Origin of the sequence: Sphingomonas suaedae, assembly GCF_007833215.1 — a bacterium.
GTDB lineage: Bacteria > Pseudomonadota > Alphaproteobacteria > Sphingomonadales > Sphingomonadaceae > Sphingomonas > Sphingomonas suaedae.
The window spans coordinates 34,304-48,353 of sequence record NZ_CP042239.1 but is presented as its reverse complement, the minus strand read 5'-3'; the positions used below and the strand labels follow the sequence as shown (position 1 = coordinate 48,353).

Genomic DNA, 14,050 nt, shown 5'->3' with positions numbered 1-14,050 from the left:
GACAATGCGCGAACTACTCCAACAAATGCAATGCCGTTTCCGCGATGCGCGGGGACAGAGCCAACAGGGAGAGATGCGGGTGATGATGTCGAGCAAGACGCGGCTGCGCGCGGATGGCCGCTGGAGCCGGATATCGCTGTTCTCCGCCCTGCTGCTGGCCACGGCACCGCTGACCGCGGCTCCGGTCCAGGCGCAGCAGGCTACCGCGAAGATCGACGCGAGTCGGCCCGGTCCGCAGGTTCATCCCGATATTTTCGGCCAGTTCATGGAGCATCTGGGCACCGGCATCTATGGCGGGGTGTGGGTCGGCGAGCGCTCGTCCATCCCCAATGACGGCGGCTATCGCCGCGACGTGCTCGACGCGCTGAAGGCGATCAAGGTGCCGATGGTGCGCTGGCCCGGCGGCTGCTTCGCCGACGAATATCACTGGCGCGACGGAATCGGTCCGCGCAACCGCCGTCCGGTCAAGATCAACACCAACTGGGGCGGGGTGAACGAGGACAACAGCTTCGGCACGCATGAATTCATGGGCTTTGCGCAGCGACTGGGCGCACGCACCTATGTTTCGGCCAATATCGGCAGCGGCACGCCCGCCGAAACCTCGCAATGGGTGGAATATCTGACCGCTCCGGCCAACACCACGGTGCTGGCGAAGGAACGCGCCGCCAATGGCCGCAAGGAGCCGTGGAAGCTCGACTATCTCGGCATCGGCAACGAACTATGGGGTTGTGGCGGCAATATGCGCGCGGAATATGCCGCCGACGTCACCAACCGCTTCATCACCTTCGCCAAGTCCGGCAACGGCAAGATGCTCAAGATCGCCAGCGGCCCCTCGGATGCCAATTACGAATGGACCGAGACGATGATGCGCATGTCGGCCAAGCATATCGACGGGCTGGCACTGCATTTCTACACCCGCCCGCGCGACGAGAAATGGGAGGATAAGGGTCCTGCGCTGGGCTTTCCCGAGCGCGAATGGGCTTCGACGCTTCAGCACACGCTGCAGATGGACGAATATATCACCAAACATTCGGCGATCATGGACAAATATGATCCCGACAAGCGCGTGATGCTCGCGGTCGACGAATGGGGCACCTGGTACGATCCCGCGCCCGGTTCCAATCCCGGCTTCCTGCAGCAGCAGAACAGCCTGCGCGACGCGATGGTCGCCGCGCTCAACATCAACATCTTCACCAAACATGCCGAGCGCGTGAAGATGGCGGCGATCGCGCAAATGGTGAACGTGCTGCAGGCGATGCTGCTCACCGACGGGCCGCGCATGGTGAAGACCCCGACCTATTGGGTGTTCGACCTCTATGTGCCGTGGCAGGGTGCGACCAGCCTGCCGGTGACGCTCGACAGCCCCTGGTATCACAAGGACGATGTCGCGATTCCCGCGATCAGCGTATCCGCCGTGCGGGACACGGCGGGCGCGGTGCATGTCGCTTTGGTCAATGCCGATCCCAACCGCGCTCTCCCGGTCAGCGTCGATCTGGGCGGAGTGCAGGCGAGCGGGGCGAGCGGTCGTATCCTGACCGCAGGGGAGATGGACGCGCATAACAGCTTCGACGCGCCCGATGTCGTCGCGCCCGCCGCGTTCGACGGGGCGAGCGTCTCGGAGGGCAAGCTCAGCGTCACGCTTCCCGCCAAGTCGGTGGTGGTTCTGAAGCTGCGATGATCCGGTGACCGGCTCGCTGGAGGTTTCGCGGCGCGCGGTTCTGGGCGGCGCGTCCGCGCTCGCCGCGTTGCCTGCTTTGGGGAGCGAGGTCCCGCGCAACGCGTCGCGGCTTTGGTATCGCCAGCCCGCCGCCGAATGGACGCAAGCGCTGCCGATCGGCAACGGGCGGATCGGCGCGATGATTTTCGGCGGCGTCGCGCGCGAGCGGCTTCAGCTCAACGAGGATAGTTTATGGACGGGCGGGCCCTATGATCCGGTGAACCCCGCCGCGCGCGCGGCATTGCCCGAGGTCCGCCGCCTGATTGCCGCAGGGCTGTATGCGGAGGCGGAGGCGCTGGCGGACAGCCGCCTGATCGGCACGCCGCGCACCCAGATGGCCTATCAGGCGCTTGGCGATCTGCTGCTCGACCTGCCCGGAGCGGCGCAGGGCGCGGTGACCGACTATCGCCGCGAGCTCGATCTCGACTCCGCCATCGCATCGGTGGAATTCACGCTCGGCGGGGTGCGCCACCGCCGCGAAGCCTTTGCCTCGGCCCCCGACGATGTGATCGCCGTCCGGCTCACCGCCGATGCGCCGTTCGACGTGTCGATCGGGCTGGGCTCGCAGCAGCCCGACGCGCGCGTGACGATCGAGGGAAGAATGCTGACCCTTAACGGACGCAACGCCGCGCGCGCCGGGGTATCGGGCGCGCTGCGCTTTGCCGCGCGGCTGCAGGTGATCGCCGAGAGCGGGACCGTGAGAAAGAACCCAGGCTCGATCCGGATCGAGCAGACGCGGGCCGTGACGCTGTTTCTCGCCATGGCGACCAGCTTCCGCCGCTTCGACGACGTGTCGGGCGACCCCGATAGCGCAACGCTTGCCGCACTCCGCCGCGCCGGCGCGCGCGGGTTCGACCGGCTTCGCGCCGATGCCGTCGACGCGCATCGGCAGCTGTTCCGCCGCGTAACGCTCGACCTTGGCACCAGCCCGGCCGCAACGCTGCCCACCGACGAACGCGTGCGCCGCAACCGTCCGGCGGAGGACCCCGCGCTCGCGGCGCTGTATTTTGATTATGGCCGCTATCTGCTCATCGCCAGCTCACGGCCGGGCACCCAGCCCGCGAACCTTCAGGGCATCTGGAACGACAGCAACGACCCGCCCTGGCAGTCCAAATATACCGTCAACATCAACACCGAAATGAACTATTGGCCCGCCGAGGTCACCGCGCTGCCCGAATGTGTCGAGCCGCTGCTGCGGATGGTGCGCGAACTGGCGATTACCGGCGAACGCACAGCGCGCGCAATGTACGGCGCGCGCGGTTGGGTGTGTCACCACAACACCGACCTGTGGCGTGCGACCGCGCCGATCGACGGCGCGCAATGGGGGATGTGGCCGACCGGCGGGGCGTGGCTGTGCACGCATCTGTGGGAGCGCTACGATTATGGCCGCGACCGCGATTTTCTCCGCGCCATCTATCCGGTGATGCGCGGCGCGGCGCTGTTCTTCCTCGACACCCTCCAGATCGATCCCGCAACCGGGGCGCTGGTGACCAGCCCATCGATCTCGCCCGAGAACCGGCATCCGATGGGCGCGGCGGTCTGTGCCGGGCCGGCAATGGACAGCCAGATATTGCGCGATCTGTTCGATCAGGTGGCACGGGCGGCGGCGATCCTGGACGTGGATGCGGAGTTTGCGGCGCAGGTGAAGGCGGCACGCGCCCGTCTGCCCAAGGATCGGATCGGCGCGCAGGGTCAGTTGCAGGAATGGCGCGCGGACTGGGACGCGCGCGCGCCCGAGCCCGATCATCGCCATGTCTCGCACCTCTATGCGCTGTTCCCGAGTGACCAGATCAACCCGGAGCGGACGCCGGAGCTTGCCGCAGCCGCGCGCCGCTCGCTCGAACTGCGCGGCGATGAATCGACCGGCTGGGCGACCGCCTGGCGCATCGCATTATGGGCGCGGCTGCGCGACGGAGACCGCGCGCACGCCATCCTGGCCTTTCTGCTTGGCCCGGGGCGCACCTATCCCAATCTGTTCGACGCGCACCCGCCCTTTCAGATCGACGGCAATTTCGGCGGGACCCGCGCCATCGCCGAGATGCTGATGCAAAGCCGGGGTGAGGACATTTCGCTGCTCCCCGCCCTCCCCTCCGCCTGGCCGGATGGATCGGTCAGCGGGCTGCGCGCGCGCGGCCAGTGTCGGGTCGATCTTCGCTGGCGCGGCGGCGCGCTCGAAGAGGTGGTGCTGACCGGGGGCAGGGACGGCACGCGCCGGATCTCTTGCGGCAAGCGGATGGTGGAGGTGATGCTGGTCGCGGGAAAGCCGGTTCGGTTGCGCGGACCATCGCTGACCGGGTGATCAGGAGGCCGCCGCCTCGCCGACCATTTCCGCGTCGTCCATGACCCCGCGTGTATCCTCCAGCGCGAGTTGCACCAGCGCGCGCATCGCTTCGGTCGCGCCCTCCACATCCCCCGCGACGATCGCGTCGAGCACGCGGGCGTGATCGGGGATGGGATCGCGCGGCAGTTCGCGCGTGCGCTGCTTGAAATGCGTGGTCCAGGCCACCGCCGCGCCGATCGACGCGCTGATGACCACCAGCGCGTCGTTGTTGGTCGCGCGCAAAAGCGCATCGTGGAAATCGCGGTCGGCGGCACGGCCCTCTGCCGTCGCCAGCGAATGGCGCCGCATCCCGTTGAGCGCATCGCGCATCCGCTTGATATCCGCCTTGCTGCGCCGCTGTGCGGCAAAGGCGGCGGCGGCGGGTTCGATCACCAGGCGCAGTTCGAACAGGCTGCGGATGAGCCGTGCGTCGGGATCGCCCGCAAAGGCCCAGGCGAGCACTTCGGGGTCGAGCAGGTTCCACCGCTCGCGCGGGAGGACGCGGGTGCCCGTCTTGGGGCGGCTCTCGACCAGACCCTTGGCGGCGAGCACCTGCATCGCCTCCCGATAGGCGCCGCGCGACACGTTGAGCGCCTCGGCTGCGGCGATCTCGCCGGACAGGATGTCGCCCGGGCCATATTCCCCGGACAGGATTGCGGTGCCGATCTTGTTGGCCACGGCCCCACGCAGGCGCCGTCCCGGGCCGCGCACCCGCGCAGCGCGCTCACCCGTTTCAACGTCCCCGGCCGGAGCGGCGGCCTCGTCCTTTTTCATCCTTCCGATCAAGGCCAAGCGCGGCGGCGAGTCAACTACCAACCACCCCGGTGTTGCCCAGATTGAACAGCCGGAACGTTAGCGCAAAAGCGCAGCATCCCCCCCAGCTTGCGGGTTGAGGCTGCACCGTCGCCTTATTCCCCTGCCCACGCGCGATCAGTTCGACGATCTTCACCCCAGCGACATTCGCCGCCAGCGGCTCGGCAGGCTGGCCGAAGCGCTTCGGAGTCGAGCGCGCAAGCAACCGCCCGTCGCCCCAGATCTCGAACATTACCGCGCCCGCATCCGGCGAACCGGTATCGTTGACGCCGACCGTCGCGGTGAACCGGCGGAAGCCGTTGTTGCGCACCTCCAGCCGCGAATTGGCGAGCACGCCGATCCCCGTATCGAAGTGCGCGCCGCCGACGCGCAGCAGCTTGCCGAAGGGCGCGCGATCCGCCTCCGCGCCGCCCCATCCGGCATATTGGACATGCTCGCCGCCCCCGCGCGTACCGATCCATGGCGTGATCGACTGGAAGATCGTCGGGTCCGCCTGCGGCTCCACCACGCCGTCGACCGCCGGATTGACCGACCCCGGCATCTCCGAAAGATAGACGCCTCCGGGCAGTCGCCGCGTGCCGGTCGCACGAAATACCAATGTCTCGCGCGGGGCCAGGCTCAGCTTGACCTCCTTGCGGAAGGCGCGGCTCTGCCCATTCCACAGGTCGCGCAGCGCAATCTCCCCATCCGGCGACAGCTTGAGATGCTCCGCCGTCAAGATCGCATCGACCGGTGCCGAGCCGCGATTGAGCAACGCCACCGCCTTGGTCCCGTCGGCGAGCGTCTTGACGAAAATCTGCACCTCGTCCGACGCATAGGCGAGCACCGCCTGATTGCCCGCCCCATCCTGATTGAGCGCGACGATTTCGGCGTTGCCGAAGATCGCGCGCAGCCCCGGGGTCAGTTTGCGCAGGTCATAGCCGATGATGAGCGGCGAGTTGAGCATCGCCCAGAGCGAGAAATGCGAGCGCGCCGCCGTCAGATCGTCGCCACCGAACTCCCCCGTGCCGACGAACAGCATATCGGCATCGTTCCACGCGCCCGGCCCCGCATAGAGCGCGCGGCTGGTGACGGTGTCGAGATTGGTCAGCATCCGCGCCCAGCTCGGCTGGATATCGTCGCTGGTGCGCGACATGTTGCCGACATCCTTGCCCCAGGCGCGGACATTCGCCGATCCCCACAGGCACAAGGAATAGACATAGGGGCCGGTCGCATGGCGCCGGATCGCCACGCCGACTTCTTCGTACAGGCCCCGCATTGCCGGGATGTTGGTGGCGCCGAGCGACTGCATGTCCACCAGGGGCGTCAGCGCGCGATACAGTCCGGATTTGACGCGCGGCGCATCCGCCGGAAGCCCGCGCACGCCGCAGCCATCGACCTTGATGAAGTCGAAATTCCATTCGGCGAAGAACAGGCGGATATCCTGATCGACATGGCCGTACAGCCCGACCTCGCGCTCGGCGCTGGTCCCTTCGGGCTGGTTCTTGAAATCGGGCGTATAGATCTGGCCACAGCTGTTGCGGCCGATATCGCTGTAGATCCCGGCCTTCAGCCCCATCGCGTGCAACCGGTCGGTCAGCGGGCGAAAGCTCGTATCCGGGCCGGTGGCGGCCGACGGAAAATGGCTGGTGCGGATGATCAGCCGCCCGTCACGCTCGCGCCGCTTCAGCCACCAGCCATCATCGATATTGACGTAGCGATAGCCGAGCTTCGCCAGGCCGGTGTCGACCAGCGCCTGGGCGGAGGCGAGCACCTTTTCCTCATCGACATCGCTGTTGAACGCGTTCCACGAATTCCACCCCATCGGCGGGACCGGCGCCTGCCCGGCAGTGTTGGCGGTCCAGCGACCGGTCGGCGCGAGCGGATCGCTTTGGGCGAGGGCGGGGCCGGACAGCGCGAGCAGCGCGGCGCCGAGCAGGGCGAAATGGCGCCGGTTCATTTGGGCAAGTCCCGCGCCTTTTCGACCGCGAAGGCAGCGGCCTCGCCCGCGACGCCGGTTCCGGGCTGACCCGATCCAACCGTCACCCGATAGCTGCCGGGTGCGACCCGACGCATCCCTTCGGGTGTGACGCTGGACAGGTCGCGTGGGGACAGGTCGAAGCGCAGCGTCCTGCTCTCGCCGGGTTTGAGCGACACGCGCTGGAACCCGCGCAGTGCGTGGCGCGGCATGTTCGGGATGTCGGGGAAGTCGAGATAGAGTTGTGCCACCTCGTCCCCTGCCCGCGCGCCGCTGTTGGTCAGGTGTGTGGTGACGGTCAGGCCATTCTGTGCACCGCCCGATGCCGGCCGCACCTCGACTGGGCCGTAGCTGAAGCTGGTGTAGCTGAGGCCATGGCCGAACGGATAGACCGGCGTCCCGGTGAAGTAGCGATAGGTGCGCCCCCGCATCGAATAGTCGCTGAAAGGCGGAAGATCGTCGACGCTGCGGTAGAAGGTCAGCGGCAGCCGCCCCGACGGGTTGGTCCGACCAGTCAGGATGTTCGCTGCGGCAGTGCCGCCGGTCTCGCCCGGATACCATGCTTCGATGATCGCGGCGGCGTGATCCTTGCCCCATTGCAGGTTGATCGGGCTGCCGTTCATCGCGACGAGGATGATCGGCTTGCCGGTCGCGCGTGCCGCTTCGAGCATTGCGATCTGGTTGCGCGGCAGGTCGAGCGAGGTCTTGTCGCCCCCCGAAAACCCCTCGATCTTGAACGATGTTTCCTCGGCTTCCATGTCGGAGGTGAGGCCAACTACCGCGACCAGCGCGTCGGCATCGGCCGCCGCACGTTTGAGATCGGCGTCGGGGGTGCGCGAGATGCGCTTCCACACCAGATCCGATCCGCCCCCCTCGATCGTGAAGGGATAGCGTTTCCCGGCGACCAGATCGAAGGTCGTGAGCGCGGGCAGATCGTTATATTTGCTCTTGCGCCGATCGGCGATCACCTTGCCGTCAAAGGTCAGCACCCCGCCCGGCCCGGTCAGCCCGACGCGATAGGTGCCGGTGTCAGGCGGGACCAGAAATCCGGTGAATACGCGACGGTGAATGTCCGATACTTTGGCAAGTTCCAGCTGACGATCGCCCACATCCGCCTCAATCCGCGACACCACCGGCTGGTCGGCATATCGGACACGCGCGAGAAAGGCGTCACGCGCGCCGGGTGCGAATTTCACAGGCACCGGCGTGGTCGGGTTATAATAGCGGACAAGAACGCCGGGCTTGCCGTCGGGCGTGCGCAGCGCCGACGTCGGCACGCGATCGCCATCGGTGACGGACTCGCCGAACGGCACCAACGTCACATTGCGCGCGCCCAGCGCCGCGCGCAGGCCATCGACCACCGAAATCGGCGGCCCGGACAGCGCCGAGGAATAATTGCCGCGCAGCACGCGGGTTGCATCGCCATGCGGGCCGATCACCGCGATCCTGGTTCCGGGCTTGAGGGGGAGCACGCCCGAGTTTTTGAGCAGGACCATCGACCGTTCGGCCGCTTGCAGCGTCAGCGCGCGGTGTGCGTCCTGGCCGATGACGCTTGTCGAGACAGCGGCCGGCGCGTTTTTGAGGCCGGGCAGGTCGCCGGTGCGGTAGCGCGCGGCGAAGAGCAGGACGAGGCTTTCGTCGATCTGCGCCTCGGTCAGCAGGCCCCGAGCGAGCGCGTCGCGATACCGATCCTCCAGCCCGGCCATGTCGGACAGGGTGTTGGTGTTGCACTCGCTATCGACGCCCGACCGGATCGCGATCGCCACTCCCGATGCGGGGTCGGGGGCGTATTTATGGTTCTCGTCAATGTCGCGCACCGCGTCGCAATCGGAGACGACATAGCCTTTAAAGCCCCAGGCTTCGCGCAGATGGTCCTTGAGCAGCAGGTCGCTGGCGCAGGCGGGCTGGCCGTCGACGCGGTTGTACGCGCACATGATCGACCCCGCCTTGGCCTCGACGATCGCGGCGCGGAAGGCGGGGAGATAGGTGTCCTCAAGGTCATAGGGCGAGGCGTAGAAATTGTCCGAATGCCGCGTCGCTTCGGGGCCGCTATGGACTGCATAATGTTTGGGCGTCGCGATGACGTGCGGGCGATCGGGGTCCGGCCCCTGCATCCCCCGGATATAGGCTTTTCCGATCTCCGCCGTGAGGAACGGGTCCTCGCCATAGGTTTCCTGCCCCCGGCCCCAGCGCGGATCGCGGAAGATGTTGATGTTGGGCGACCAGGTATCGAGTCCCGTGCCGATCCGCCCCAGCCGCCCGGTCTGGCGCGCGAGCGTGTGGAAGGCACGCACCTCGGTGCTGATCGCGCCTGCGACCTGCTGCACCAGCGGCGCGTCGAAGGTCGCGGCAAGGCCCACCGGCTCGGGGAAATTGGTCGTCGGGATCGGCCCCAGCGCGCCGTGGAGCGACTCGGTCCACCAATTATAGGCGGGGATGTTCAGGCGCGGGATCGCTGGCGCGGTGTTGAGCAGCTGTGGCAGCTTTTCCTCGACGGTCATCTTCGCGACGAGTTCGCGGGCGAGCCGGATCGCCTCATCGGTGCGTTCGTCCTGCCGTTGCGGGGTCGGCGTTCCGGCAGCGACCGGTAGCGCCATCGCTCCACCCATCGCGGCGAGCAGTATATGCCGAATTCTCAACCCCATCTGCCTCTCCCTGTCCCGGTTCAAACCGGCTGCATTCCGTGCTGGACGATCTTTTCCAGCAGATCGCGATGGCGCGGCAGCCCTTCCATCATCCGCGCGGTCTGGACGCGGTTCTCGCGCCACGCGCGGCGCGCGAGTTCGACCTCCGCATCGCCCTCGCCCGGCGGCGCGTGCGTGCGATGTCCCATGCCGTAGAGGACATATTGGTAACTTGCCGCTGGAAAGACCTCCTCGGCGCGGTCGAACTCGTCGTGCAGCCACGGCGCCTGGTATTTCCACAGTTCCATCAGGTCGCGCAGCCGGTCGGGGATCGTCTCCGCTCGGCAATTGTCGCGCCAGAAGCCGGTATCGGTCCGCTTGGTGAGCGCATAGTGCAGCTTGAGAAAATCGATGATCCGGCCCCAGCGATACTGGGTCGTCGCATTGTAGCGCCGCGCCAACACATCCATCACCGCGCGGTTGGGCGGCAGTTGCTCGGCGATCATCTTCGCCGACAGTTCGATCAGCACGATCGCCGACGCCTCCAGCGGCTCGAGAAACCCAGCGGCGAGGCCGACCGCGACCACATTGCCCTTCCAGAAGGTGTCGCGATGCCCGGCGCGGATCGGGATTTTCCGGACGCTCAGCCCGTCGGCCGCCGGACCGATATAGGCGCGCAGCTCGCGCTCCGCCTGATCGTCGCTGATATGGCTGCTCGAATAGACATGCCCGACCCCTCGCCGGGTCGGCAGGCCGATGTCCCAGACCCAGCCGGCTGACTGCGCTGTCGAGATGGTGTGGCACGCGACCGTATCGGCGGGATCGTCATAGGGAACCTGCACGGCGAGCGCCGTGTCGCAGAACAGCACATCGGCGCACGAGCGGAACGGCACGCCCATCGCCCCCTCGATCAGCAGTGCGCGAAAGCCGGTGCAGTCGATGAACAGATCGCCCTCGACCACCGGCCCCTGCGCCGTCTCCAGCGCGGCGACATCGCCATTGTCGGCCATGCGCGCCTGCGTCACATCGGCGAGCACATGGTTGACCCCCAGCGTCTCGCAGCAATGCCGCTGAAGAAACGCGGAGAATTTCCCTGCGTCGAGATGATAGGCGTAGTTCGCCAGCGCCTCATATTCCGGCGTCGCGATCGTTTTGGGCGCAAGGCCCGCATCGCATAGCTGCCCCTGCGGCGTCACCGCGTCGCAAAAGCTGCCCTCACCCTCGGCCAGCCAATGGGGGGCGAGGTTCACCCGCGCAAAGCCCTGCGGCAGCATCAACGGGTGGTAATAGCCATCGTCGGCAGCCCCCGTCGTCCAGCGATTGAAGCGCGCGCCCTGTTTGAACGCACCGTCGCACTGGCGGAAGAATTCGGTCTCCGAAACGCCGATCTTGCGGAGCGTAGTGCGCAATGTCGGCCAGGTGCCTTCGCCCACCCCGATGATCGGGACGTTGGGGGATTCGACCAATGTCACGCTGAACCCGTGGTTCCGGCGCCCCTGATGCCGCGCCGCGATGACCCCTGCGGTCAGCCATCCGGCCGTGCCGCCCCCGACGATGACGATGTTCTGAACCTGCTTCATGCGCCCCTGGATACGAAAAAAATGGACGGGGCGCGATGCGATGCGCCCCGTCCATAGGGGGATGGTCAGTAACGGAAGCGGATGCCCAGCGTGTAGCGCCGCCCGTAATCGAACACGTCCAGCAGCTGGTTGGCGAAGCGCCCATGGGTGCTCTGCTGGTTGTTGGTGATGTTCAGCGCTTCGGCGAAGACGCTGAAATTCTTGTTGAAGTCGTAGCTGGTGCTCAGATCCACCTGGAAGCTCTCGTCGACGAAGGTCGGTTCCGCACCGAACGAACCGGTATTCTGGTTCTGGCCGAACTGGAGCAGATATTCGTCGCGCCAGTTGAGCGCCGCGCGGATCTGGAACCCGTCCTTGTCGTAGAAGCCGACGAAATTCGCCGAATTGGCAAGCCCCGTCACCGCAAAGCCCGTCTGCGAGATATCCTGATCGTCATAGGGGCGATTGGTATCGACGAAGGTGGCGTTGGCCTGGAAGCCGAAGCCCGAGTCCCCGAACACATGCTGCCATGCCACCTCGACCCCGCGGACCGTCGCATCCGGCCCGTTGATCTGCTGGGTGACCGAGAAGATCGCCGGCTGACCCGTGGTCGGATCGACCACGCCGTTGATCTGCTGGGTCGTCACGCCGCCGACGATGAAGTTGGTGACGTTCTTGAGGAAGGCGTTGACCGAGAAATAGGAGTTGCGCTGATAATACCATTCGGCGGCAAGATCGAAATTGTCCGCCAGATAGGGCCGCAAATTGGGATTGCCGCCATTCGCCGTCAGCGCGCCGACCCGCTGCCCCGACCCAACGTTGAGCACCGGATTGAGCAGGTTGAGCGCAGGCCGGGTCAGTGTCCGCGACGCACTCACACGCACCAGGAAGTCCGGCGCGAGCTCCAGCCGCGCGTCGGCGCTCGGCAGGAAATAGGAATAGTCGCTGCCGCTGACGATCGGCTGGGTCGCGCCATAGGAGACGGTGAGCAGCGTCGGATCGGCGGTGCTGGTCGCGATCGAGGTCGGCAGGCGGCCCTGACCGGTCGATCGCAGATTGGTCGTCTCGTTGCGGATGCCCGCGTTGAAGTGGAACGGCATCCCGGCGATTTCGGTCTTGAAATTGACGCGCATGAACAGCGACCAGGTCCGCTCGCGCACGTTCAGCACGCTGCCCGGATCGACCGCCTCGTCGAACGTGCCGGTGAAGCCGGTGACCGACCCGTAGTTATAGCCCGGAATGACCTGAGTCTGCGGATTGCCGAGGCCGGTCAGGTAATTCTGATACGCCACCGGGCTGAACAGGAAGACGGACGGCGGCAGGCTGCCATTATAGCCCGGGATGAAGTCGGACAGGCTGATGCTGCCCTGATAGAGCGACGCGGGTAGCGGCGCGATGCCGGTGGTGCGTCCGGATGGGGCGCCGTAGCCGGCATAGGCCTGCCAGAAATTGTTGGTGAAGGTGCTCTGGTTCAGGAAGTCGAACGTGTCCTGATAGAATTGCCCGCCGAACTTGACGGTCAAATCGTCCTGTTCCCAGCTTCCGACCGCGCGGAACTGCCACAGTTCGTCGGTGTTGCGCTGAGTCTGGTTGACGGTGACGTGCGATCCGATCAGCGCCTGGTTCGCCCAGTCGGCACCGCTGCCCGCCGGGCCGAAATTGGCGATCGAGGGGAAGGCTTTGCTGCTGTCCCCGCCGACGATGAACTGAAGGTTCGTACCCAGCGCGCCGCCATAGCCGATATCGGCATTCTGGCTGCCGATATTGCCGTCGGGGTTGCGCCAGCTCTTGGCATAGGCGCCATCGACCTCGAACTTCAGATTGTCCGAGGCATCGAACTTGATGTTGAGGCCGGTCTGGTTGGTCTTGAGGATTTCGGTGTTCAGCGCCGAGGTGAAATCGGTCGGGCTGCCCGCCTGGGTGAAGTTGATGGCGGTGCCGTTTTCGTCCAGCTCGACATTGCGCAGATCGGTCTGGTTGAACCAGACGCCGAACGCATAATTCTCGGACACCACTTCCTGGCGCGAGAAATTATTGTCGAGCGTGACCATCACGCTGTCCGATGGCTGCCATTGCAGCGCGAGCCGCGCGTCGATGCGCTCGTCATTCACCCGCTGCTGCTCGGCGCCATATTGCTGCGGGAACCAGCCGGGAATGGTACGCGCGTTCGATGCCGCGACGCCGGCACCGGGAGCGGTCGGGGCGCAGGTCGCCGCGGTGCTGCCCTGAAGCTGGCACGGCGCGAAATTGCCGCCTGGCCAACCGTTCACATAGACGCGGTTGGTATCGGTGTCGCGGCGGGTGTAGATGACACTGCCCAGGATACCGAAGCTGTCGCCCCAGGTATTGCTGATGAGCAGGCCGCCGGTCGGAACAATGTCTTCGGCGCGATCCTGGATCGATCCCGATGCGGTCGCCGCGACGCGGAAGCCAGGGCGATCGAACGGCTTGGGGAAGGCGATATCGACAGTCGCGCCGATCGAGCTCGACGACAATGTGACATCAGGCGTCTTGAGCACGCTGAGTTGGCCGATGAAATCGACGCCCACGGTGCTGAAATCGATCTGGCGGCCACCGGTCGCGGTGGAGATCCGGCGCCCGTCATACAGAGTGGTGTTGAAATCGCCGCCAAAGCCGCGGACGGTGATCCCGGTCGGCTCGCCACGCGCTCCGCTGCGCTGGATCGACACACCCGGCAGGCGCTGAAGCGACGCCGCGACGTTCGAATCGGGGAATTTGCCGATATCCTCGGCAGAGATGACATCGACCACGCCCGACGACGTCCGCTTGACGTCGAGGTTGCGCTGGAGCGAGCCACGCAGCCCGGTGATGATGATCTCCTCCGCCTGGGTATCGCGGGCCTGGCCGGCGGCGGTGTCCGCGTCCTGCGCCGCGACCGGCTGGCTGGCGGCGGGCTGTTCGGCAGGATCCGCCGTCACACTCTCGCGCGCTGCCGCAGGCGCAGCCCATGCGAGCGCAAGCGCGCTCGTCGCGCAGCATAGCGACAGACTGGTACCGCTAACAAAAACTTTCAAACCTTTGGATGGTGAAACCGGCATG

7 protein-coding genes are annotated in these 14,050 nt (G+C 66.2%); 2 read left to right on the top strand and 5 right to left on the bottom strand.

Going from position 1 to position 14,050, the window contains the following annotated elements; genetic code table 11:
- Positions 1–85 precede the first annotated feature (85 nt).
- Both FPZ54_RS00220 and FPZ54_RS00215 read left to right on the top strand, forming a co-directional pair.
- Positions 86–1,678 (top strand): alpha-N-arabinofuranosidase, encoded by a 1,593-nt coding sequence (locus FPZ54_RS00220; protein ID WP_145849490.1) that lies wholly within the window; start codon positions 86–88, stop codon positions 1,676–1,678.
- Between the two features lie 4 nt (positions 1,679–1,682).
- Positions 1,683–4,016 (top strand): glycoside hydrolase family 95 protein, encoded by a 2,334-nt coding sequence (locus FPZ54_RS00215; RefSeq protein ID WP_239019652.1) that lies wholly within the window; start codon positions 1,683–1,685, stop codon positions 4,014–4,016.
- On the opposite strand, the gene FPZ54_RS00210 is transcribed toward FPZ54_RS00215, so the two are convergent.
- The 5 genes from FPZ54_RS00210 to FPZ54_RS00190 all read right to left on the bottom strand — a co-directional run bounded on the left by FPZ54_RS00210 (position 4,017) and on the right by FPZ54_RS00190 (position 14,049).
- Positions 4,017–4,811 carry a FadR/GntR family transcriptional regulator gene (locus FPZ54_RS00210; RefSeq protein WP_145844113.1) on the bottom strand — a complete coding sequence of 265 codons (795 nt, stop codon included), beginning with the start codon at positions 4,809–4,811 and terminating at the stop codon, positions 4,017–4,019.
- A gap of 31 nt (positions 4,812–4,842) precedes the next feature.
- Positions 4,843–6,789 (bottom strand): NPCBM/NEW2 domain-containing protein, encoded by a 1,947-nt coding sequence (locus tag FPZ54_RS00205; protein ID WP_145844112.1) that lies wholly within the window; start codon positions 6,787–6,789, stop codon positions 4,843–4,845.
- Entirely contained in the window at positions 6,786–9,452 is a 2,667-nt protein-coding gene (locus FPZ54_RS00200) for a glycoside hydrolase family 3 C-terminal domain-containing protein (RefSeq protein ID WP_145844111.1), read from the bottom strand. Before FPZ54_RS00200 ends, FPZ54_RS00205 begins: the two co-directional genes overlap by 4 nt.
- A gap of 20 nt (positions 9,453–9,472) precedes the next feature.
- The gene (locus tag FPZ54_RS00195; RefSeq protein WP_145844110.1) at positions 9,473–11,011 is read right to left on the bottom strand and encodes a tryptophan halogenase family protein; all 1,539 of its coding nucleotides are present in this window, start codon (positions 11,009–11,011) and stop codon (positions 9,473–9,475) included.
- Between the two features lie 65 nt (positions 11,012–11,076).
- Positions 11,077–14,049 (bottom strand): TonB-dependent receptor, encoded by a 2,973-nt coding sequence (locus FPZ54_RS00190; RefSeq protein ID WP_145844109.1) that lies wholly within the window; start codon positions 14,047–14,049, stop codon positions 11,077–11,079.
- Between the last annotated feature and the right edge of the window lies 1 nt (position 14,050).

Bases quoted from the DNA above. Each gene is read 5' to 3' on its own strand.
- FPZ54_RS00210 (WP_145844113.1), bottom strand. From the start codon at position 4,811: ATGAAAAAGGACGAGGCCGCCGCTCCGGCCGGGGACGTTGAAACGGGT.
- FPZ54_RS00205 (WP_145844112.1), bottom strand. From the start codon at position 6,789: ATGAACCGGCGCCATTTCGCCCTGCTCGGCGCCGCGCTGCTCGCGCTG.
- FPZ54_RS00195 (WP_145844110.1), bottom strand. From the start codon at position 11,011: ATGAAGCAGGTTCAGAACATCGTCATCGTCGGGGGCGGCACGGCCGGA.
- FPZ54_RS00220 (WP_145849490.1), top strand. From the start codon at position 86: ATGTCGAGCAAGACGCGGCTGCGCGCGGATGGCCGCTGGAGCCGGATA.
- FPZ54_RS00190 (WP_145844109.1), bottom strand. From the start codon at position 14,049: ATGCCGGTTTCACCATCCAAAGGTTTGAAAGTTTTTGTTAGCGGTACC.
- FPZ54_RS00200 (WP_145844111.1), bottom strand. From the start codon at position 9,452: ATGGGGTTGAGAATTCGGCATATACTGCTCGCCGCGATGGGTGGAGCG.